General features: G+C 41.8%; 22 protein-coding genes and 1 tRNA gene. 11 read left to right on the top strand and 12 right to left on the bottom strand.

Features of this window, described 5'->3' with window-relative positions:
- Window positions 1-106: 106 nt before the first annotated feature.
- Window positions 107-682, bottom strand: a complete 576-nt coding sequence (locus ACFE93_RS16540) for a TIGR04376 family protein (protein WP_292775396.1) — start codon at window positions 680-682, stop codon at window positions 107-109.
- A 176-nt stretch (window positions 683-858) separates the two neighbouring features.
- Between ACFE93_RS16540 and ACFE93_RS16545 the strand changes: the two genes are divergently transcribed.
- Complete coding sequence (locus ACFE93_RS16545) at window positions 859-2,394, top strand: DUF3131 domain-containing protein (protein ID WP_375474303.1); 1,536 nt, start codon at window positions 859-861, stop codon at window positions 2,392-2,394.
- Window positions 2,395-2,492: 98 nt separating this feature from the next.
- Here ACFE93_RS16545 and ACFE93_RS16550 read toward each other — a convergent pair whose 3' ends face one another.
- Window positions 2,493-2,762 (bottom strand): hypothetical protein, encoded by a 270-nt coding sequence (locus ACFE93_RS16550; RefSeq protein ID WP_375474304.1) that lies wholly within the window; start codon window positions 2,760-2,762, stop codon window positions 2,493-2,495.
- A gap of 207 nt (window positions 2,763-2,969) precedes the next feature.
- Window positions 2,970-3,512 (bottom strand): Uma2 family endonuclease, encoded by a 543-nt coding sequence (locus tag ACFE93_RS16555; protein WP_375474346.1) that lies wholly within the window; start codon window positions 3,510-3,512, stop codon window positions 2,970-2,972.
- A gap of 503 nt (window positions 3,513-4,015) precedes the next feature.
- Between ACFE93_RS16555 and ACFE93_RS16560 the strand changes: the two genes are divergently transcribed.
- A complete protein-coding gene (locus ACFE93_RS16560; protein ID WP_375474305.1) occupies window positions 4,016-5,656 on the top strand; it encodes a metallophosphoesterase in 1,641 nt (546 codons plus the stop codon).
- A gap of 208 nt (window positions 5,657-5,864) precedes the next feature.
- Here the strand turns inward: ACFE93_RS16560 and ACFE93_RS16565 are convergent, their stop codons facing one another.
- Window positions 5,865-6,797 (bottom strand): serine hydrolase, encoded by a 933-nt coding sequence (locus tag ACFE93_RS16565; RefSeq protein WP_375474306.1) that lies wholly within the window; start codon window positions 6,795-6,797, stop codon window positions 5,865-5,867.
- Window positions 6,798-6,806: 9 nt separating this feature from the next.
- On the opposite strand from ACFE93_RS16565, the gene ACFE93_RS16570 reads away from it, so the two are divergent.
- From ACFE93_RS16570 to ACFE93_RS16580, 3 genes are all read left to right on the top strand, one after another.
- On the top strand, window positions 6,807-7,511 hold the full coding sequence (locus ACFE93_RS16570; protein WP_375474307.1) for an NlpC/P60 family protein: 705 nt from the start codon (window positions 6,807-6,809) through the stop codon (window positions 7,509-7,511).
- Between the two features lie 14 nt (window positions 7,512-7,525).
- Complete coding sequence (locus ACFE93_RS16575; protein ID WP_375474308.1) at window positions 7,526-8,539, top strand: glycosyltransferase family 2 protein; 1,014 nt, start codon at window positions 7,526-7,528, stop codon at window positions 8,537-8,539.
- 140 nt (window positions 8,540-8,679) lie between these two features.
- Entirely contained in the window at window positions 8,680-9,933 is a 1,254-nt protein-coding gene (locus ACFE93_RS16580; RefSeq protein ID WP_375474309.1) for an MFS transporter, read from the top strand.
- Window positions 9,934-9,972: 39 nt separating this feature from the next.
- On the opposite strand, the gene ACFE93_RS16585 is transcribed toward ACFE93_RS16580, so the two are convergent.
- Window positions 9,973-10,046 (bottom strand) — tRNA-Arg (locus tag ACFE93_RS16585).
- A 34-nt stretch (window positions 10,047-10,080) separates the two neighbouring features.
- Here ACFE93_RS16585 and moaC point away from each other — a divergent pair.
- The gene (gene moaC / locus ACFE93_RS16590; RefSeq protein WP_375474310.1) at window positions 10,081-10,587 is read left to right on the top strand and encodes a cyclic pyranopterin monophosphate synthase MoaC; all 507 of its coding nucleotides are present in this window, start codon (window positions 10,081-10,083) and stop codon (window positions 10,585-10,587) included.
- Between the two features lie 70 nt (window positions 10,588-10,657).
- Here the strand turns inward: moaC and ACFE93_RS16595 are convergent, their stop codons facing one another.
- Window positions 10,658-11,350, bottom strand: coding sequence for a Uma2 family endonuclease (locus ACFE93_RS16595; RefSeq protein WP_375474311.1), 693 nt, complete (start codon window positions 11,348-11,350; stop codon window positions 10,658-10,660).
- A 123-nt stretch (window positions 11,351-11,473) separates the two neighbouring features.
- On the opposite strand from ACFE93_RS16595, the gene ACFE93_RS16600 reads away from it, so the two are divergent.
- From ACFE93_RS16600 to ACFE93_RS16610, 3 genes are all read left to right on the top strand, one after another.
- Window positions 11,474-11,731 carry a hypothetical protein gene (locus tag ACFE93_RS16600; RefSeq protein ID WP_375474312.1) on the top strand — a complete coding sequence of 86 codons (258 nt, stop codon included), beginning with the start codon at window positions 11,474-11,476 and terminating at the stop codon, window positions 11,729-11,731.
- A gap of 119 nt (window positions 11,732-11,850) precedes the next feature.
- Window positions 11,851-12,159, top strand: a complete 309-nt coding sequence (locus ACFE93_RS16605) for a DUF3181 family protein (RefSeq protein ID WP_104909101.1) — start codon at window positions 11,851-11,853, stop codon at window positions 12,157-12,159.
- A 283-nt stretch (window positions 12,160-12,442) separates the two neighbouring features.
- Complete coding sequence (locus ACFE93_RS16610) at window positions 12,443-12,658, top strand: acetyltransferase (protein ID WP_375474313.1); 216 nt, start codon at window positions 12,443-12,445, stop codon at window positions 12,656-12,658.
- Between the two features lie 68 nt (window positions 12,659-12,726).
- Here ACFE93_RS16610 and ACFE93_RS16615 read toward each other — a convergent pair whose 3' ends face one another.
- Both ACFE93_RS16615 and cobW read right to left on the bottom strand, forming a co-directional pair.
- A complete protein-coding gene (locus ACFE93_RS16615) occupies window positions 12,727-13,197 on the bottom strand; it encodes an ABA4-like family protein (RefSeq protein WP_375474314.1) in 471 nt (156 codons plus the stop codon).
- A gap of 117 nt (window positions 13,198-13,314) precedes the next feature.
- Window positions 13,315-14,355: a cobalamin biosynthesis protein CobW gene (gene cobW / locus ACFE93_RS16620; RefSeq protein WP_375474315.1), complete on the bottom strand. Its 1,041-nt coding sequence runs from the start codon at window positions 14,353-14,355 to the stop codon at window positions 13,315-13,317.
- Window positions 14,356-14,578: 223 nt separating this feature from the next.
- Between cobW and ACFE93_RS16625 the strand changes: the two genes are divergently transcribed.
- A complete protein-coding gene (locus ACFE93_RS16625) occupies window positions 14,579-14,725 on the top strand; it encodes a hypothetical protein (RefSeq protein WP_375474316.1) in 147 nt (48 codons plus the stop codon).
- Between the two features lie 55 nt (window positions 14,726-14,780).
- Here ACFE93_RS16625 and ACFE93_RS16630 read toward each other — a convergent pair whose 3' ends face one another.
- Window positions 14,781-15,965: an acyl-CoA dehydrogenase family protein gene (locus ACFE93_RS16630; protein ID WP_375474317.1), complete on the bottom strand. Its 1,185-nt coding sequence runs from the start codon at window positions 15,963-15,965 to the stop codon at window positions 14,781-14,783.
- Between the two features lie 654 nt (window positions 15,966-16,619).
- On the opposite strand from ACFE93_RS16630, the gene ACFE93_RS16635 reads away from it, so the two are divergent.
- Entirely contained in the window at window positions 16,620-18,305 is a 1,686-nt protein-coding gene (locus ACFE93_RS16635; protein ID WP_375474318.1) for an iron uptake porin, read from the top strand.
- A gap of 226 nt (window positions 18,306-18,531) precedes the next feature.
- Here the strand turns inward: ACFE93_RS16635 and ACFE93_RS16640 are convergent, their stop codons facing one another.
- The 3 genes from ACFE93_RS16640 to ACFE93_RS16650 all read right to left on the bottom strand — a co-directional run bounded on the left by ACFE93_RS16640 (window position 18,532) and on the right by ACFE93_RS16650 (window position 20,890).
- Window positions 18,532-18,963 (bottom strand): hypothetical protein, encoded by a 432-nt coding sequence (locus ACFE93_RS16640; protein ID WP_375474319.1) that lies wholly within the window; start codon window positions 18,961-18,963, stop codon window positions 18,532-18,534.
- Window positions 18,964-18,980: 17 nt separating this feature from the next.
- Window positions 18,981-19,580: a hypothetical protein gene (locus ACFE93_RS16645; RefSeq protein ID WP_375474320.1), complete on the bottom strand. Its 600-nt coding sequence runs from the start codon at window positions 19,578-19,580 to the stop codon at window positions 18,981-18,983.
- Window positions 19,581-19,681: 101 nt separating this feature from the next.
- The gene (locus ACFE93_RS16650; protein ID WP_375474321.1) at window positions 19,682-20,890 is read right to left on the bottom strand and encodes an SfnB family sulfur acquisition oxidoreductase; all 1,209 of its coding nucleotides are present in this window, start codon (window positions 20,888-20,890) and stop codon (window positions 19,682-19,684) included.
- Between the last annotated feature and the right edge of the window lie 40 nt (window positions 20,891-20,930).

Below are 20,930 nucleotides of genomic sequence, written 5' to 3' on the forward strand. Positions count from 1 at the left end.
GGCGTACTCATTTGTTATTTTGGCGTACTCATTTGTTATTTCGGCGTACTCATTTGTTATTTCGGCGTACTCATTTGTTACTTCGGCGTATTTTAGCCAATAGGCGCTACTTCTGCATATTCCGCTTCATTTGTTCTAATTCATCCTGAGTTTCCCAGCTACGGAACTTCTCTTCTAAGTCATCAAAACCACTCGAATAACTGCTAGTCTGATTCGACCAGCCACTGGTTTCAAAACGCTGCTGGGTTTGGGCTTTAGCACGGACTGTCTGTGCTTCAGCGGCTTTAGCTTGCACTTCCTGTCGCCGCTGCTGAATTTTTTGCAGTAGTTCCTGAGATTGGTTAATGCGTTCTTTCAGCCCTTGCATGTGTCCCCAGCGCTGATTTCCTTCGCGCAACAGGGCTGCTTCTCGCTCACCCGCCGCCGCCGCCAAATCCTCTCTATTGGCGTTTTTGGCTTTTTGAATGCGGATATGCCAACGCTGAATTTCTTGCGCGGTGGAGAGAATTTCTTCTTGCGATCGCTTTTCTTGTAATTTTAAATCTGCAATCAGCTTTAATGTGTCTTCTTCTTGCTCACGCAGCTGTTCTAGCAGCGCCTCTAACTCCAAATGTGGATTGTTACGCAAGAATTCTTCTAAACGGTTTTCTAGAAACCGACTCAAATCATCAAATAAGCCCACTGCTAGAACTCCAGAGATCGGGTGCGTGACTACTTTATTGTAGTGGGCGGAATGTAAATTTTAATAGTTCCCATCGGGTGAACTTCTGGGTGTTAGTTAGATTTCAAAATTGGGAAGAATGTATTTGGTGAAACTACGCAAATAACCCTGACTTACAAAATAAGGCTTTAATCAGTATGAGTTCTGATTTTCAACCACCACCTAAGAGCTTGTCCATACTAGCTTCTGTAGGAGGAGTGCTTACTGCTGCGATCGCGATCGCTATTTTAAATGGTTGGTCTAAGCAACTTTCCCAGACTTCTATAAAAAAACCGGAAATATCATCAATATCACCAACTACTTCCCAACCACAGAAAACCCAACCTCCTGTCTCTGGTGCGAAAGAAGCTGAAATAGTTGCCAGTCTTGATGCTAAATCCGTAGTTTTGCCAGGTCAACCCATTCCTAAGAACCAACTAACAGTAGCCATAATTCCCTATACTGCTCCTGGAGTTGGAAAACTAACCCCAGAAGAAATGACAACGGCCCGTCAGGCTTGGTCATACTTCCAGCGCAACTGGAACGATGAAACTGGCTTGATAAATTCCGTTGATGGCTTTGCCTCTATAAGTATGTGGGATCAGACAGCAGCGATCGCAGCCTTAGTCAGTGCTAGAGAACTCAATATCGTGCCTGCGGCTGAATTTAAAGCCAAAATGAGCAAAATGTTGAATACATTAGCATCAATGCCTTTGTACAAAGGAGAACTACCGAACAAAGTTTACAATGCGAAAACACTCGTACCCGTTAATTATGGTCAACTAGAAAAACGGGAAGAAATTGGTTGGTCAGCCATTGATTTAGGAAGAATGGCAATCTGGTTAAAGATTGTCGAGGCAAAGTATCCAGAAATGCGATCGCAAACAGCAGCAGTTTGGAAACACTGGCAAGTTAAGCGTTTGACCACAAATGGCCAAATGTACGGTACTGCTGTCATCAAAGGCAAAGAACAGTACAATCAAGAAGGTCGTTTGGGCTATGAGAATTATGCTGCTTATGGTCTGAAGCTTTGGGGCTTGGATGTTAACAAAGCTTTAGATTATCAGTCTCATACTGCCTTTGTCGATCTTTACGGACAGGGAATTCCTTACGACAAACGGGACTATAAAAACTCTGGAGCCAATAACTACGTTCTTAGTGAACCCTATATCTTAGATGGTATCGAGACTGGGTTTCAAGCTTTGCCTAAAACTTATGCCGATCGGATTTTAGCTGCTCAAGCAGCACGTTATGAAGCCACAAAACAATTAACCGCCGTCACCGAAGACAACTTAGATCGCCCGCCATACTTTGTTTACAGTAGCTTATTTGTTAACGGAGAACCTTGGGCAACCATCGCAGATACCAGAGAACAGTACAACAATTTGCGATTCCTCAGTGCCAAAGCTGCGATCGGCTGGCATGTACTTTATAACACTGCTTATACCCGCCAGTTATTTGATTTCGTTCAAGCCAACCTTAAGTCTAAAGAAGGCTGGTACAACGGCTTTTATGAGTCTCTGCATCAGCCGAATAAAACTCTTACCGCCAACAATAATGGTGTAATTCTGGAGAGTTTACTGTATAAGCAAGTTGGGCAGCCACTTACTGTTTGGGCAGGAGTCAAGAGTCACAAGTCAACCCAAAGGGCGATCGGAAAACCGCAAGTTACAGCTAAGATTCTAAAACAATGAAAAAACTGGCGTTGCATAGAAGTATAAATTTGAGCGATGCCGAATAGCCCGTCGTAGACCTGGCGCAGTCCAAGTACAGACCTAAGACTTGTCCTGCACTAGGTAAATAGCCCAGAGTTCTTGATAGCAACTACCATTTGTGCGCGAACTCGACCGCGATTAGCATTAAACGACCCAATATCTTTTTCCTTTGTATTTACTAGCACTAAGTAAACATCATCAAACCTATCTGTCTTCAAACTATAGAGAACAAATATCAAATTATCGAACTCATAAAATATTGATTTAATTTCTCCTGGATTAAAGTTGTTATGACTAATAACTACCTCATCTGAAAATTTAATAATGTCTAATACCCGCGAACCCAATGCATTATTATCAATGCCGTGGAAGTCACTTTCAGTACAAGTCAGTAAATATATTGGTTCTTCTTTTTTGGGACAAAGAATCAGTATACCTTTAGGAGAGAACAGAGTTTTTCTAGTGTTCTGAATATATACCAGAAGTCTCCGCCTATTTACTCAATTTGTCATAAATATATATAGAAATAGAAAAGGTTTAGGATGTAATTTGCCTTATAAAAAAAGCCTGTTAACAAAAACTGAAACGTCTGGGAAAGCTAGTGGTGTAATTATTCCTTCCCCAGTAGTATGTTCTTCAAGGTATTTTCCATCTTGAGGGTTGCTTAATACAATCACCTGCTTGCTAGATAAGTCTAAAATCCAATATTCCTGAATCGCAGCCGTTGCATAAATCGCAGCCTTGATATCTAAGTCTTTATTTAAGCTTGTCTTGGCAACTTCCACAATCCAAAAGATATCTTGAGGAGTAGGATGGCGATCCTTATAGGATGATTCTGGAAGTCGAACAATTGCAATATCAGGTTCGGGTTCCGAGTTGGATAGTGTAATGGGCCCATTGAAACGAACATCAGCTCTACTTGAGAGCAACTCTTCTAAATATTTTGCACCTCGTTTTGCTGTGGTGTAATGAATCGGGGTTTCTGGACTCATCTCAACAATTTCGCCTGCTAGTAATTCCAGATGACGACCATGCAGAATGCCCGCCTCAACCATGCGATGATAGTCGTCTACAGACCATTTAGCCAACGTCTTCATAGCAGAACTGCTCACATTCTTGTGATACACTTAGTTCAATTTTATAGTTGCTTGACTCAGAAGCACCCCAATCCTTTGAGCGTAATGCAATGTTCAAGGTGTGTATCAAACCATAATATCAAGTTCGGATAATTGTTTCAAGATGAATTGGCAAAACCGGGAATTTGCATCAACTACGATATAGAAAATTTGCAAGCAGATATTAAAACTTTGCAATCAATGGGCTTGCTCTGATTGTGCTTCATGATCCTGGTATATCATTGTTCGCTGTTAGACAGATATATCCCTCCGTATTATCTCGTAGCTTATTTCAGAAATCAAATATGATTCCTATAGTGGGAAAGAAGTAATAATAAAATACGTTCAATCGGTCAATACCCGAAAAATTTAGTATGTTACTCATGCTCAAACGCTTACGCAGCCGTAAAATTTCCTTGGTGGCTATACTTGTACTTGTTATATGCTTTACTCTGGTAAGTGTGCGTTCATTTGGGCAAACAATTATGACATCAGCACCCCAATTACTCACTGACCCATTTTTGCAATTGCCAACTGAAACTTCAGTACGAGTAGTTTGGTTTACTGAATTTGCTGGTGTTAATCACACAGTAACCTACGGCGAAAATCTCAAACAAACTGCTAAGGCAAATACTATCAAACTCAGTCGCACGCGTGAAGACCAACACTCAAGAGTTGCAAACCAAACCAAAGACGGACAAGTTTATCAAAAACCTGTCCAACGGGACATTTGGCGACATGAGGCTGAGGTAACTGGGTTAACTCCTGGTATGCGGGTTAACTATCGTGTCACGAGTGTGCGAAAAGACGGCGAGAGTGTTGACAGTGATGTTTTTACCCTCGCGGCTACTCCCAAATCAGATACACCACTGAAAATTCTACTTACCTCAGATCATCAATTAAAACCGATGACAGCAGCAAATCTGCAAAAGGTGGTAGAAACAGTAGGACGGGTTGATGGCGTGTGGTTTGCCGGTGATTTGGTCAATGTTAGCGATCGCGCCTCAGAATGGTTTGATGATAATATTGGTGGTGCGTTGTTTCCCGGTTTACAAGGTCGTGCTAAATATGAAATGACGCACGATGGTGTTAAGACAACCTATACTGGTGGACAAATAATTCAACATGCACCGATGTTTACTTGCATTGGCAATCATGAGGTGATGGGGCGCTTTGCCAGAATGGGAAGTTTAAATGATGAATTTGATGATACAATTCCCCGTGTGGTTGCTCAAAAAATCTACCCAAATAAATCTTTAATCGATAATTCTTTTAATACTAATACCTATGAAGAAATTTTCTCTTTACCAAAAAGTAAAGAAGGTGAAAAAAGGTATTATGCAGTCAGTTTTGGTGACGTGCGTTTGGTGGTACTGTACATTACGAGTATGTGGCGGACTCCCAGTTTAACCAGAAAGCATAAGGGTAGATATCTAGAAGCAGAAAAGGATTTAAATAATCCTGAAAATTGGGGCTATGGACAAGTTATTTATGAGCCAATTGCTAAAGGCAGCAAGCAATATAATTGGCTAGAGTCGGAACTTAACAGCCCTGAGTTTCAACAAGCAAAATACAAAGTTGTGATGTTTCATCATCCGCCCCACACTCTGGGTGATAACATAGTTCCTGCTTATACAGAACCAGTACAGATAATTGAACGTGATGGTAACAATATCAAAGCAGTGCGTTACGAGTATCCCAAAGACGCAGATTATATTATCCGTGATGTTGTGCCAATACTTGAAGCAGCTAATGTGCAATTGGTATTCTATGGGCATTCTCATTTGTGGAACCGCTTTATTAGTTCCAGTGGAATGCACTTTCTAGAAACATCTAATGTGGGCAATACTTACGGCGCTGCTTGGGCTGACAGAAAGCGAGAAGTACCAATTGGATATCAAGAGGATTATGTTAAGCTTGGCGATCCCAACGGGTTAGAACCGATAGTACCAACAATTGCCCCCTTGCTGGGTGAAAATGGAAAACCGATGCCTTATATTGCGAGTAATGATATTACAGTTTTCAGTATCTTTGATACGGGGGCAGGTACGATAAGTAGTTATCGTTTTGATACTCGTAAGCCTGATTCGGAAGTATTAAAGTTTGACGAATTTAAGTTGAAATAGTAAAGTAGCACTGTCAATTGGTGTCAGATTGTATAAGTTTTGCCCTCACCCCCAGCCCCTCTCCCAATTTTGGCTAGAGGGGAGCAAATTCTCCAGTTCCTCTTCTCCCATGTTGGGAGAAGGGGTTAGGGGATGAGGGCGACCCTATAACCCTTTCGTCTCACCTCTAAGGAAGAAATAGGTATTCTTGCGATCCGATCAGAGTAGATCATAGACTAGCGATCGCTTCGGCAACTCGCCCAGAAATAAAAGGCAAAATATCCCGACTCTTAGCCTGGGCTTTACCTTCAGTAAATACCACTAAGAGGTAAGGGCGCTGTTCTGGTAATTCAATATATGCGGCATCATGGTGAACTTGACTTGTCCAACCTGCCTTTGACCAAATTTGAGCATTTTTAGGGAGTCCACCGCCTAAAAAACCTGTTACCTGATCTTCGTCTCTGTCAGTGGGCAAATCGTTGAGAGTCCGTTTCAGTAAAGCCATCATGGCTTGCGATCGCGCACTTGAAACCGCCACTCCACCGACAATACTATGCAGTAACCGAGCGATCGCATTTGTGGTCAACATATTGCGATTTTCCAGTAACTCTCCCACAAATGCCCGTTCTCGTCCATAAGGGCCATCACTCCAAGTTTTTTGACAGACGTTAATCGTTTCCAATTCTTCCCAACCTAAAGATTGATAATAGCGGTTAACAATATTACGCTGATATTTCCAGGTTTCAAAGGGCCCGGTTGGTAATTGTGGCCCTGAGGTAGTGCCACTCAAAATATCCACAACAAAGCTGGTAGCATCATTACCAGAATCGACAATCATATCCCGCAAAGCTCGCTCCAACTCCTTGGAGGTTTGACTCATGCCTTTTTCTAGCCATTCGTTTACCGCCACTAGGTAAAATAGCTTGACTACACTGGCAGGATAAATCCGCTCAACACCGCGATAAGTAAAACCACGAACAGGGTGATCCCAAAAAGCGTTGGGAGTCAGCGCCCCACCAGTATTTACTCGCACTGGTGGATCGTAAACAACCCAAGTCAGGGCAATTTGGTTACGTGCTAAACTCCCAAATGCTGCCCAAGTTGCATCTAAAATGCCTAACCCAAGATTTTCGAGTTGTTCGTCTTTATTAAAAAAAATCATTCTCTGATAATGTCCTTTAATCTAAAATCCAAAATCCAAAATCCAAAATCAGGGGAGTATCAGTGTTTAGCTGACCTGAATTTATATGATTCTCCTGAATGTACGCGTTTAGCAACTCAAGCTGCATCTGGGAGACATTTGTGGGTAACATCAAATCATCAAAATTTAGCGGTAGAGGTGTATTTATGTGAAGATGACTATCCGGGATGGGTATCTGTTTCAGATTTTGATTCATTACAATCTGCTACTGTACCTTATCAGGCTGCAACATTTTCTGAATTGGAGATTAAAAAACTTCTAGTAGAGATTATCGCCTTTACCCAAAAAGCGATGCAACAATCAAATTATTATCTTTGGGGTGGTACGCTTGGGCCAAATTATGACTGTTCTGGGTTAATACAGGCGGCGTTTGCTTCTGTGGGTATTTGGCTACCTAGAGATGCCTATCAACAGGAAGGATTCACTCAACCAATTACGATTGCAGAATTAGTAGCCGGGGATCTGGTATTTTTTGGAACTAGCCAAAAAGCCACCCATGTCGGGCTTTATTTGGCGGATGGTTATTATATCCATAGTTCTGGCAAAGAACAGGGACGCAATGGGATCGGAATTGATATTCTCTCGGAACAGGGAGATGCGGTTAGTCAGTCGTACTATCAGCAGCTGCGAGGTGCTGGTAGAGTTTTTAAGAGTTACGAACCACAGAGACGCTGAGGACGCTGAGGCTTATGAGGAGTGGGTTAGTTGACCAAGGGGTGATTGGGGAAAATGGGGCGATTTCTGCAATTGTCCCAGATGTTTCGGTGGTAGTACCAATACATGACGAGGTGGAGAGTTTGCCGCTTTTACTAGAAGCGATCGCCTCTACTTTATCCTCTAGTCAAGTAAATTATGAAATCATTTGTGTGGATGATGGTTCTACAGATGGTTCTGGAGAATTTCTCAAGAAAGAAGCGCAAATCCGCACTGATTTAAAGGCGGTGATTTTGCGTCGCAACTACGGACAAACTGCGGCGATGGCTGCTGGATTTTATTATGCAGTCGGTAAAGCGATTGTCACTTTAGATGCCGATCTCCAGAATGATCCAGTTGATATCCCCATGTTATTAGCAAAGCTGGACGAAGGTTACGATTTGGTGAGTGGTTGGCGGCAAAAACGCCAAGATGGGGCTGTAAATCGGTTACTTCCTTCCAAAATTGCCAATTGGCTAATTCGCCGCACCACTAGCGTGAATATTCATGACTATGGTTGTTCGCTGAAAGCCTATCGTTCAGAACTATTGGCAGATATGAATCTCTACGGAGAATTACACCGATTTTTACCTGCTTTGGCGTACATTGAAGGAGCTAGAATTACTGAAATACCTGTACGTCATCACGCCCGCCGCTTTGGCCGCAGTAAATATGGAATTTGGCGGACATTCCGGGTATTGATGGATTTGTTAACCATTCTGTTTATGAAAAAATTCCTCACCCGTCCGATGCACGTTTTTGGGCTGTTGGGCTTAATTTCAATGTTTTCGGGGACTGCGATCGGAATTTACTTGACTTTCGTCAAATTTGCTTTCCATGAGGACATTGGCAATCGCCCCTTGCTGATTTTAGCAGTTCTCTTGTTAGTAACAGGAGTGCAGTTATTTTGCTTTGGACTTTTAGGAGAATTGCTCATGCGTACATACCATGAATCCCAAGGAAGGCCTATCTATCGCGTGCGAGAGGTGGTAGCAAAAAATGTTAAGTAACGTAACAATAGTAGTCATTGGGCATTGGTCATTGGTCATTAGTAAATAATTAAGAGTAAATATTTGGTTGACTCTATACAAAGGACAAATGACAAATGACAAATAACAAATAACAAAAAACCAATTAAATTGCATCTACCTTGAAAGCATTTAATACCTTTGACGCCGAACTGCGGCGCAACCTGCTAATTTTATTTACGGCAGGTTTATTATTCTGGTCAAGCATATCTTCGCTTTTACCAACCCTACCGCTTTACATTGATGATGTGGGCGCAAGCAAGCAAGAAATTGGGATTGTCATGGGCAGTTTCGCTATTGGCTTATTGCTATCTCGCCCGATGGTGGGAAGATTAGCCGATGAACGCAGTCGCAAAATTGTTTTGTTGATTGGTACGATCGTAGCTGCGATCGCACCTTTTGGTTACTTGGCAACCCGATCTATTGGGCTATTGATCCTGGTACGGATTTTTCACGGCATTAGTATTGCTGCTTTTAGCACTGGCTACAGTGCCTTAGTCGCAGATTTAGCACCCGACCAAACTCGTGGTGAAATCATTGGGTACATGAGCCTTGCAACTCCTATTGGTTTAGCAATTGGCCCTGCCTTGGGAGGCTATTTAGAAGCTACAAGTGGTTACGGAATATTATTTCTGTTATCCGCAGAATTGGGTTTTGTCGCCCTCTTGGGGATTGTACAAGTTACGAATCCGCCAGTGCAAAGGCAGGAGCAAACTCAGGGAGAAGATCGCAAATTTTGGCAAATTTTGGCTAGTCCACGGGTGAGAGTTCCAACTTTAGTTATGTTGCTGGTTGGTTTGTCTCTTGGTGCTGTACATACTTTTGTGGCATTGTTTCTCAAATCCACTGAGGTGGACTTCAATGGCGGTCTGTTTTTTACAGCTGCGGCAATTTCTAGTTTTGGGATCAGGATATTTATTGGTAAGGCAAGCGATCGCTGCGGGCGGGGTTTGTTTATTACCTTTAGTATTTTTTGCTACGTTTTGGCGTTAATACTGCTGTGGCAGGCTAACAGCGCCATCGTTTTCTTACTGGCTGCGATCGCTGAAGGTGCTGGTGGTGGTACACTGTTCTCGATGATGATTACCATGATGGCAGACCGTTCACTGCCGCAAGAACGGGGGAAAATTTTTGCTATAAGTATAGCTGGACTTGACCTGGGGGTTGCGATCGCTGCTCCTCTTCTGGGTATTATCGCAGAACTTGTCGGCTACCGCGATATGTTTGGCTACGGTGCTGCGATTACTTCTCTTGCACTTATCCTTTTCCTCACCAGTTCGAGCAAAAACTTATCCAACTCACTGCGCTTTGCATTAGGTCTAGCTCCAGATGCCTACGCCTTGAAAAACTTAAAAGTTAGGAGTGATGAAATTTAACTCATCACTCCTAACTTTCAACTCTTAACTTTTTAAAAACGGGCGAGGAGGGATTCGAACCCCCGACACCGTGGTCCGTAGCCACGTGCTCTAGTCCACTGAGCTACACGCCCCCACCGACAATCTATATTAACACGTTTTAACCAAATGGCGCAAGATATTCCATCTAATTTTGCCAACTTAACCCATCTAGATCGCCAAGGACAGGCACAGATGGTAGATGTGTCTGATAAAGCACCCACCATCCGCCAAGCAGTAGCCGCTGCCAATGTGCGGATGCTGCCAGCCACCTTCGCTGCCATTCAAGCTGGAAATGTCCCAAAAGGGGATGTGTTGGCAACTGCAAGATTGGCTGGAATTATGGCAGCCAAGCAAACAGCCACTTTAATTCCTCTGTGTCATCCGTTGCCTTTGCAAAAAATCGCAGTCGAAATCATACCCGATTCCCAACTACCGGGTTATCAGATTCAAGCCACAGTCAAAACCAAAGCTGAAACCGGTGTAGAGATGGAAGCTTTAACTGCCGTTTCTGTAGCTGCGCTGACTTTATACGATATGGCAAAAGCTTTAGAAAAGTCGATTCAAATCGAATCAATTCGTTTAATAAGTAAGAGTGGGGGGAAATCAGGAGATTATTCGCCGTCAGAGCAATAAGCTATTGGGCATATTAGGTGACACGTAATAGAGAATAATCTGTACCCTATTTCCTTCTTCATCTCCCCAGTCACGGCAGGTTGTCAGGATCAATGCCGAGATTACGTAAGTATGCTGCCAACTGTTCGGCGCGTTGACGTTCTTGTTCGGCGCGTTGGCGTTCTTGTTCTAATAAGAACTCAGCCCGTTCTGCCCGTTGATTGAGTTCCAGGGAGTTCAAAAATCTCTGTCCATCTAAACGGTAAATTACTAACTCTCCTTGCCCAGTCTCAAATCTAATTTCCAAACGGGGACTGACCCAATTATCCATTTGCCATAGCTTATTCAAATGGTTGTTTTGCCGCAACCAGCCATCTAGTTGAAAACTTTCAGGGTCGTATAAATAATATTCTTCAACCCCATAAGTATCGTAAAACTCTAACTTCCGATCCATTTCCTTGGCATCGTTACTTGGGGAGAGAATCTCGAAGACTACTTGCGGTGAAATATTGTCTTCTTGCCACTGACGATAGGAACGACGTTTGCCTTTTGGTCTACCAAAGACAACCATTACATCAGGTGCAGTCGGTGTAATCAGCTGGGAACGGACAGGATACCAAAGTAAATCGCCTACAATTAAAACATTGTCATTATTAGCAAACAGAATCTCCAAATTCTCTTTAATTAAGACAATCCAACGATACTGTTCTGTATTTTCTGCCATTGGTTTGCCGTCACTATCGGGATAAAGCAGATCGGAGTCTATTTGCCCAAAGATAGTCATAGGATTTAACCCAACTGCACTTGACTTGCAATTCAATTATGACTGCTTCTAGAAGTCTAATCGCAATGGCTGCCCCAAAAACCTTAGAATGAGTAAGTGTATTTAAATCTGTAACAAATATTTATGCCTCCTCGTTGGCCTCGCAAACCCGATCGCAAAGACCCTGATTACCGCAAGATTGATGACCGGATGAATTTTGCCATGCATGTAGCGATCGCTGCTACGATTAATTCTGGTTTATGGTTTTTTCACATCTTGAAAAGCACTACCTGGGACTGGCTGCCTTTGTTGACTGCTAGTTGGACAGGAATATTGTTGGTGCATCTGATTTATATTAGTGCGATCGCTAACTACACCGAAACTCCACCAAAATCCACCTGAAGATGGATTACTCATGCTGGGGCGATTGTAACCTCTGGTAGTAGGATTAGGCTGTTAATTGAGCAATAATGTAAAAAAGCCTGAGATTTCGCACTTTTTCTTAAAATAGGGTTATTTTTATGGCTAAGACTAACACCACAGAACTACTAGAAGCCCTAGCAGCTGAAATTGGCGAAAATGTCTACATAGACGTTGCCAAATGGCATCTTTATTTATCAAATGCCAAACTGCATACAGTTGTTGCCGAGCAACTGTATCCCTTAATTACTTCCAACGCTGTAAATGAAGACCGAGTTTTACAAGTTTTGGGATCGATTCCAATAAAAATTGGCGGCGGTAAACGTGAAGTTCCTTTAATCGATTTACTACCCCTGCAATGCCAGGTCACTTTAGTAGATATTTTGGAAAAATATCAACGTAATTTCTAATCGCTAAAACTAAAATTATCTTAGTCGGAGAATTTTATTAATCAGCATTCCCTGATTCAATTTTAGCTTCGGGATTAGGTATGTATTTGCTGTGTCATTTTATAAAAATTAACTTTACAGATACACAGAAATAAATCTTGTGTAATTGATCTGTCGATATCTAATAAAAATTTCCTTTAATAATTAAGGAATCTCCGCGTTCAAAATCAGTTAAGATTTGAGCGAGCTTATCTTTCTTGAGACTCGCTTTGAACTTCCATGCAAACTCATTGAGGCAATTTCTATGCTTTTACAAGTCAAAGATAGTGGCGAATTGGTAAAAATTCTTGAAATTCAGGAATTACTTGACCCGAATACTGATGTTGTTAAAGGAAAAGACCAAGAAGGTCAAGAAGAACAGCAACCTGAGACTTTTAAAAAAGAAAATCTCGTTTTTCCTTCAGGTGAAGTTCTACCGCGCTGTTGGTTAGATGCCGACTATAGACACGACAAAGCTTAATGATTTTAAAATCAGGTAATTGGTAATAGTAGGGTAGCACAGCTGTGTTACCCCTATTTTGTGGCAAATTATGACGCAGCTTTTTCTCTTACCGTCACCCCTTCATTCTGCTGAAACTTTGGAAAAAATGTCTTAGTAATCCAGTCAGTCAAGATGTGAGACAGTAATCCCAAAGGCCCAGCAAACAAAGATAGAGCCAGAGAGTGAATTGTCCAAATACCTGTTTTCTGTCCTTCCCAATAAATCCACCGACCGACGAATAAATCCATCACTAAAAAATGAATCCAACCTGTTGCCGCAGCTGTTTCGTCTGCAAAAAACCGTGCAATATCAGCTAATTGAGGATTTGATAAAGCTTCAGCATTTTCTGGAGTAATGCTGTTAATAAACAAATATAAATATGTTCCTGCTAACAGCACAAAGGGTAGATATGATGACATTATCCACCGTGTGACTTTCCAGTTCGGCAATAAAATCATCAATGCCCAAAATGGTAATACGAAAAGATTGGCAACGTTAAATAGTTGAGAAATCGTCATATTTGTGTAAAGCGAGTAGTTAGGAATTTGAAGTTATTATTGTTTTTTGTTTTGAATTAACTTCAGGAGATATATCCCTGACTTTTAAAATAAGTAGGGGATCTGGGTATACTTATCTTATAAAGCTATAAGTTGCGATTCGATTTCTGAAGACTTCAAATCACGCCCGATAAAAACTAAGCACGTTTGCCTAGCCTCTTCTGGTTTCCAGGGGCGATCGTAAAATTTATCAAATCGGTTTCCCACACCTTGCATCACTAAGCGCATGGATTTATTTGGCACTGCAACAAAGCCTTTAATCCGGTAAATTTCTTGTTGTTGTACCAATGTTTGCAACTGCTGTTGCGGCTTTTCTGGATCAAAAGTACGATCCAAAATTAAATTAGCTGAAGTAATTTCTTCATCGTGATTGTGGTCTTCTTCAGTATCGTGATGACTAGGACGAGAATCTAGATTGTCTTCGACTGCGGCTTGGAATCCTAATAATATAGATGCGTCTAGTTGAGAACGGTCGCTCTCGACAATCTTCACCACTCTGGGCAACTCTTGCTTAATCAATTCCTCAACTCTGGCTTTTGTCTTTGCATCTACTAAGTCAATTTTATTCAACACTACCAAGTATGCACAAGCAAGTTGGTCTTCAAACAGTTCTTGCAAAGGTGTTTCGTGTTCTAGATTATCATCTGCTTGTCGCTGGGCTGCGATCGCCTCTGGATCGCTAGCAAATGTCCCGGCTGCAACCGCCGCACAATCTACCACGGTAATCACCGCGTCTACAGTGGCGGCATTACGAATTTCTTGCCAGCGAAAAGCCTTCACCAGTGGTTTTGGTAAAGCTAAACCAGAGGTTTCAATCAAAATGCAGTCGATGCTATCCCGCCGTTTGATTAACTCTTGCATCGTCGGGTAAAACTCTTCCTGCACGGTGCAGCATAAGCAGCCGTTGGTTAATTCAAAGATATTAGTGTCACCCTCACCATCTTCGGGGCAAATTTGACAAGATTTTAACAATTCGCCATCAATACCGAGTTCGCCAAATTCATTGACTAAAACGGCAATGCGACGTCCTTGGTTATTTTGTAGCAGGTGGCGAATTAGGCTGGTTTTTCCACTACCTAAGAAGCCTGTGATTACTGTGACAGGAATTTTCGGAGCCATATTTTTGCCTGATTTACCCAGTATGGTAAGTTTTACGGGTTACAAACTTAAATACTGAGATTAAGCTTAGTTTGAAGATTGACTTAGTTATTTTAAGCTGAAAATCTATAGTAAACCTGAAAATATTGCCGTTATTGTTGAGTTTAGGTTTGGCTTTAATTCCTCAAATCATTGTGGCACAAACGGTAGAGGAGTTGGAACAAAAGCAACATCTGCCGAAGAAGTGAAAAATTATGAACAAGCCGCTCATATTTGGCTGAATTTCATTGAGCGCGATGTCTACGAAGGGCTACGCCTACGCAAAAACAGCTATGCTTACGCCAAGCTGGCAGAAGATATCCTATCAGATAAGCTTAAAACCCTAATTTAGAGACGCGATTTATCGCGTCTTGAAAGACCAATTATCTACACTAATAACCCTATAACTATGAATAAAAGTTAGGTTTTGGTAGTTGATCGTTTAACGCCCAATTTCCGATCTCTTGAATTTTGTAATCTACCGGATCGTGGAGAGTGAACGTGCGGAGATTACGCCAATAGCGATCAAAGCCGTACTTTGCCGTAGTAGCGCGTGCGCCCATAACTTCAAAAATGCGGTTGGTAATGTCTAAACCGACTCTAGTCGCTGCAACTTTGGCAGTAGCGACGCAAAGCGCACATTCCCCACGTTGTTCGGCGGTGAGTGACCATTCTTTTTCCCAAGCCGCTTGTAATAATTCTCCTGCTTGCTCAGTCAAGCTCTTAGCTGCTTGGAGTTCAACCCATATTTTGCCATAGTGCTGGAGGATGTAAGGATCTTGGGTTGCACTTTCTACACCTGATGTCAGCCAAGGTTTTGTATTAATGGCAGTATATGCTTTAGCAGCTTCAAATGCTCCTTGGGCAATTCCCAAGTAGATATTAGCAAGATTCAATTGAGTTAAGCAGGCGCGAATAGTGTTGAAGGGTTGACTGGGTTTGTCTCTACTACCAAGAATTTCGTCAGGGTACACCAACACATTTTCAAAAGTAACACTACCACTATCTGTTTGACGTTGCCCGATATTATCCCAATCATCATGAACAGTAACCCCTTGCCGTTGGGTAGGAATTACCAAAATATTCAATTCACCAGTTTTTTGATGAATAGCACCGATCGGCAATATATCCGAGTCTTGAGAGCCAGAGCAAAAGCTTTTAATCCCGTTGAGACGAAAATAATCATTTTCCGGTGTCAGAGTCGCTCTTTTATCTAAAGGGTTGAGGGCATTGCACCAAAACCAATTATTGTGAATAGTTTCTGAGTAATATTGCTGTTTTTGCTCTGCCGATCCAAAGATATGCGGAATTACTACGCCTAAATGGTGGTAAGAAAAGACGTGAGCAATGGAACTATCCACCTTAGCAAACTCGCGGCTAATTTGCAGAACGGTAATCCAGCTTTGCCCTAAACCACCGTACTCTGTGGGTACGATCAGTTTCAGTAAGTTACTTTGGCGCAAGCGATCGCGTTCGTGCTTTGGCGTTCCCCCTTTAGCATCCCGCTCGACAGCAGTCTGGGCAAATTCCTGTGCTAAAGACTTAGCTAGAGCGAGATAATTTTGAGACTCTTTCGTTTCGATTAATTGCATACTTTACCACTTCTCCTACTAACCTTATTGTGAGAAGTAACTATACTTGTGACTGAAAATTTTTAATTTGAAATAGTTTTACAAAACTACTTTACTATAAAAACAGTATTGCATATCCTAACTAACAAAGCAAGCTAAAATAAAATAAATCTTGCTAAATTATCTAAGTTGTTAATGCAACATAAAAAATATTTTATCGAGAAGAAAGCCAAATCATAATTGAAAATATTTTTTCTACTCTACTTGTCTTTATAGAATATATATGCAATATTATTAATTTAAAGGCAAAAATCTACTTAAACTTGATACATCTATAGTATCTTGTGGTTAATTGCCGAGAAAATCTGATTATTCTGTAAAATCACAATGTTTTTCCAGATAGATATTATTTTGGGAAATAGATTAGCTTGTGCAAGAAATCTATTTGTGTGAGAACAAGTTTTTTCTACACTGAAATATGCAGATAGAAATACCAGAAATTAACTGATATATCTGGTTATCTCTCAAAGTTTAGCAATATTAGTGAAAAATTTCGAGTGTTAAATTAATTCCACATTATCAGGGCTAGTCATGATTTTTTAGCTTGACAAGTCACTGAAATGTGTGATGGCTTTCACTAAATTTTTCAAACCAAAAATATGAGGAGTGGTAGAAATGTTCAATCGTTCATTTCATAATTTATTCATAGAATCGATGGTTTTGGGGGCTACTTTGCTAGCCAGTACATCAGCCCATGCTGAAGACAGGAATTTAGTGGCTAGGATTGAGACTCAAACAAATATACCAATTGCGATCGCGCAGCCCACCGCAAGCATCACCAATTTTAGAAACAATTCTTCGGTAACAACCATAACACAAACACCTAAAATTCCTGCAATCAATACTGATGCAAATGTCCAACAGACAAATAGTATGTCTCAGGTAACTTCTGTATCTCAGTTTTCAGATGTACAGCCAACTGATTGGGCGTTTATTGCACTCCAGTCTTTAGTTGAGCGTTATGGATGTATTGCGGGCTATCCAAATAGTACTTATCGGGGAAACCGCGCCATCACTCGCTATGAATTTGCAGCAGGCTTAAATGCTTGTTTATCTCGGATCAACGAGCTAATTGCAACAGCTACATCTGACTTAGTTACCAAACAAGACTTAACTACCCTACAAAGACTGCAAGAAGAATTTAGTGCTGAACTAGCAACTCTACGGGGTCGCGTTGATAATTTAGAAGCTAGAACTGCGGAACTAGAAGCAAATCAGTTTTCCACAACTACAAAGCTTTCTACCGAAGCCATCTTTGTGATTACGAATGCCTTCCAAGGCTCAGTTAATAGTGATAACACAGTTTTTCAAGATAGAGTTCGCCTCGTATTCAAAACTAGCTTTACAGGTAAAGACTCTCTATATACTCGTCTAAGTACTGGAAATACTAATATTTTGCAGCTTCCTGGTGGTTCAGCTGAAGGTTTGCAAACCTTCAATCTTGCTCCTAGTAACAACAACCTGGCCGTAGATTGGCTCTCTTACTATTTCCCAGTTGGTAGCAAAATTGATGCTTATATAGGAGCCGTTAACGGAGTATATTTTGATTTTGTTCCGACTCAGAGTCCCTATTTGGATAGTGCCACAGGAGGCCGTCGCGCTTTGACAGAATTTGCTTCCTCTAGTCCTATCTATCGTATTGGTGGTGGTGCAGGTGGCGGATTCAATTATCGATTAAGTGACCAATTGGTATTGAGCTTGGCTTACTTAGCAGGAGACCATGCCAATCCTCAGCCAGATAGCGGTTTTTTTAATGGTCAATATAGCGCATTTGGACAAATAGCATGGAACCCCAACAGTAACTCTGGCATTGGTTTGACTTATGTAAATGCTTACCAAAATCGGGGAGGAATATTTGACCTGGGTAGTGGTTTTACACTAGTCGGAACAGCTCAAGCCAATACTCCATTTGAGCGGACGATTACCAACTCCTACGGAGTAGAAGCTTTCTATAAATTTAATCCTCGATTTGCAGTCAATGGGTTCTTTGGCTACACTAACGCCAAGAATCTGGCAGGTAGTGGTAGTGCAGATATTTGGTACTATGCTTTAGGATTGGCATTCCCAGATTTAGGGAAACAAGGCAACCTTGGTGGCGTTCTTGTGGGTGCAGAACCTTATCGAGGTGGTAATCCTGAACCTGCAAATGATTTATCCTTACATATTGAAGGCTTTTACAAGTATCAGCTTACAGATAACATTGCTATCACCCCTGGCGTAATTTGGATTACGGCTCCTGCTCAAAACAATGACAATCAAGATGCGGTAATTGGCACTCTCAGGACAACCTTCACGTTTTGAATCATCTCAGCAACGTTACAAATGCGTTGCTGATTGAGAATATGAATTTGCTTAACGCACAGACGCAGAGAGTAAAATTTGAGAATGTTTTCATTTATTTAGATAGCACTTCTATATTCTTCTCTGCGCCTCTGCATGAGATAACAAATGCAGAAATGAAAGCCAAATTACTAATTTTTAATTCGTAGTTAACAATATAATTACGAATTACGAATTACGAATTATTCTAACGTCCTTCACGATTCAAGCTCAGGGGTTGTTCTTCAACTAGTGGCAGCACATCCTGCCAAAGGCTAATTCCGTCGTATAATCCTGGAGCCATTAAAAATACTTGCACCCAAAGGATATTAAACCACCAGTAAAGCCCTTGGATAATATTTTCCTGACCTATCAGATATACTGTCAGCAGGTACAACAAGACCGAAATTATTAAACTAGCAACAGATGCAACTATGCCTTTTGTGGGCTGTGACAACTCTGTGAAAGGCCACATATTAAATTGCCAAACAAATCCTAAACCAACAGTTGTCCAAATTGCTGCAAAGGTTGACCCTGTCGTTGTTGTAAATAAATCCAGTCCTAGTTGTTTGAGGAATAATTCTGTAATCAGAGTGAGTAAAAAAATAATACCTGTATGAAGTAACCCCAAACGTGGCATTCCTAGTTCCAATTTGTTCAAAGGCCAACGTTCAAAGAAACTGCCGAATACTGTCGAACAAGGATACCAATACCAAGGAATGTAAAATGGTTGAAGTCCCCACATTTGCGGCAAAAAGTGAGGGCAGGGGCAATAAAGAAGATGGCAAAAAAGATATTGAGAAAGCCGCTCACTGGATGCCAGTTGCGTACTTTTTCGGTGGTGACAATCGTATTGTCAAAGAAGAACAAACTGGCGGCGGCTACAATGATTGCTGTTTGTCCCCACAAGCCAACAGCTGTATCAGTGAGAATTGCTTTTGCAGAGATGATTTTCCAAATTTCTCCAGTTATGTAAACTAGCGCCAACAGCACTAATAAATTCACTGTTCCTCGTCCAAATCGGGTGGAAGAAAAGCGAGAACCTGGATAGCCATTGAGGGAAAAACCTAGATGCCACCACCAGACGAAGCATATCGTGATGTAAGTCAACTTTGTTCCCACATTCAGCTGAATAACTTGACCAAAGATGAGTTCAAAAATATAGCTAATGACAGCAATTACAGCAATAAAAAACAGCCCCTTAAATGGCTGACTTTTCCAAATGCTCCGCCTCTGGGTTGGGTTTGCAACGCTCATAGTATCAACTTAAATAATGTTGGATTTATCAGGAGTAAAGCATTCTGGTAAATATTAATTCTGAAAGCTTCACCCCAGAGAGAATGTTGCAATTACTGCAATTACAACCAAGGATGGCGCGGGGGATAGACACCATTGAGGAAGTAGTTACCAACAGCGTAGTACTTCCAACGCACGGGATCGTGGAGTGTGTGAGCGCGGGCATTTCGCCAGTGGCGATTGTAGTTGAATTCCTCCAATGTGGATTTAGTACCAGCTAGTTCAAATAATTTGTTGGTAGCTAGTAATGCTGCTTCGGTAGCTAAGGCTTTGGCTTCAGCAACTGCAATTGATGCTTCAACTACCTTGGGTTCTTCTAAGCCTGACTCGTTGGCGATGTCAAGAAATTCGCCTGCACGATGCAGCAATGCTTCAGAAGCGTGAACCTGAATTTGGACATTGCCTAAGTTATAGAGCGTTAGCGGGTCTTCGTAACCTTTTTCTAAATTGCTGTCAACCCAAGGGCGGGTATGCTTGCGAACGAAGTGGATGGTATCACGGACTGCGGCTTTAGCAATTCCCACATCTACGGCGGCTTGGATGATTTGCGCGATCGCACCCATTGGTGTAGCCCTCTCAAAGGCTAAGTAGTGCGGAATCACGTGTTCTGCCTTAACTTTCACATTTTCAATAATGGTAGTGCCGCTAGCAGTGGTACGCTGTCCGAAGCTTGTCCAATCATCAAGTAGGGTTAATCCTTCGGCATCTCTTTCGACAAATGCCACCACTGTCTTACCATCTGGATTACTGGCAATCACAGGAACCCAATGTGCCAATAGTGCCCCAGCAGAGTAGTATTTACGTCCGTTGAGTGCGAAGTCAGAGCCATCTGGTGTTAATTTTGTTTGGACATCAGTCACAGACTTAGTGCCAATTTCTGAGAAGGCGTTACCAAAGCGCTTACCTTGTAGAACCAAATCAAAGAAGAACTTCTTTTGCTCATCTGTACCATCCAACCGGACTGCTTCCACCATGTAGAGATGGTTTTGGGGAATTTGACCGAGGCTAGAATCAGCTTCGGAGATGATTTTAATTACTTCTGCCAGGGTGGCACTTGATACAAAAGCACCGCCATACTCTTTTGCGACTGTAATTCCCCACAATCCACTCTGGGAAAACTTTTCTACCTCTTGGGCAGGTAAACGCCGAGTTCGATCGCGCTCTGAGTCTCCCTTGGCAAACTCAGCTGCTAGTTCGTGAGCGATCGCGATCGCTTCTTTGTCATCCCGAATAATATGCGCCTTCTGGTCAGTATTAATTACTGATGTCATGGTGAAACTCCTTGATTGTGATTGAATGACTGATAATCGT

This window comes from uncultured Nostoc sp., from assembly GCF_964247315.1.
In the GTDB taxonomy this organism is placed as follows: domain Bacteria; phylum Cyanobacteriota; class Cyanobacteriia; order Cyanobacteriales; family Nostocaceae; genus Nostoc.

Bases quoted from the DNA above. Each gene is read 5' to 3' on its own strand.
- ACFE93_RS16555 (WP_375474346.1), bottom strand. From the start codon at position 3,512: ATGAAGACGTTGGCTAAATGGTCTGTAGACGACTATCATCGCATGGTT.
- ACFE93_RS16560 (WP_375474305.1), top strand. From the start codon at position 4,016: ATGACATCAGCACCCCAATTACTCACTGACCCATTTTTGCAATTGCCA.
- ACFE93_RS16630 (WP_375474317.1), bottom strand. From the start codon at position 15,965: ATGCAATTAATCGAAACGAAAGAGTCTCAAAATTATCTCGCTCTAGCT.
- ACFE93_RS16565 (WP_375474306.1), bottom strand. From the start codon at position 6,797: ATGATTTTTTTTAATAAAGACGAACAACTCGAAAATCTTGGGTTAGGC.
- ACFE93_RS16545 (WP_375474303.1), top strand. From the start codon at position 859: ATGAGTTCTGATTTTCAACCACCACCTAAGAGCTTGTCCATACTAGCT.
- ACFE93_RS16610 (WP_375474313.1), top strand. From the start codon at position 12,443: ATGCTTTTACAAGTCAAAGATAGTGGCGAATTGGTAAAAATTCTTGAA.
- ACFE93_RS16640 (WP_375474319.1), bottom strand. From the start codon at position 18,963: ATGCCACGTTTGGGGTTACTTCATACAGGTATTATTTTTTTACTCACT.
- moaC (WP_375474310.1), top strand. From the start codon at position 10,081: ATGGCGCAAGATATTCCATCTAATTTTGCCAACTTAACCCATCTAGAT.
- ACFE93_RS16615 (WP_375474314.1), bottom strand. From the start codon at position 13,197: ATGACGATTTCTCAACTATTTAACGTTGCCAATCTTTTCGTATTACCA.
- ACFE93_RS16575 (WP_375474308.1), top strand. From the start codon at position 7,526: ATGAGGAGTGGGTTAGTTGACCAAGGGGTGATTGGGGAAAATGGGGCG.
- ACFE93_RS16600 (WP_375474312.1), top strand. From the start codon at position 11,474: ATGCCTCCTCGTTGGCCTCGCAAACCCGATCGCAAAGACCCTGATTAC.
- ACFE93_RS16605 (WP_104909101.1), top strand. From the start codon at position 11,851: ATGGCTAAGACTAACACCACAGAACTACTAGAAGCCCTAGCAGCTGAA.
- ACFE93_RS16570 (WP_375474307.1), top strand. From the start codon at position 6,807: ATGTCCTTTAATCTAAAATCCAAAATCCAAAATCCAAAATCAGGGGAG.
- ACFE93_RS16635 (WP_375474318.1), top strand. From the start codon at position 16,620: ATGTTCAATCGTTCATTTCATAATTTATTCATAGAATCGATGGTTTTG.
- ACFE93_RS16595 (WP_375474311.1), bottom strand. From the start codon at position 11,350: ATGACTATCTTTGGGCAAATAGACTCCGATCTGCTTTATCCCGATAGT.
- ACFE93_RS16650 (WP_375474321.1), bottom strand. From the start codon at position 20,890: ATGACATCAGTAATTAATACTGACCAGAAGGCGCATATTATTCGGGAT.
- ACFE93_RS16645 (WP_375474320.1), bottom strand. From the start codon at position 19,580: ATGAGCGTTGCAAACCCAACCCAGAGGCGGAGCATTTGGAAAAGTCAG.
- cobW (WP_375474315.1), bottom strand. From the start codon at position 14,355: ATGGCTCCGAAAATTCCTGTCACAGTAATCACAGGCTTCTTAGGTAGT.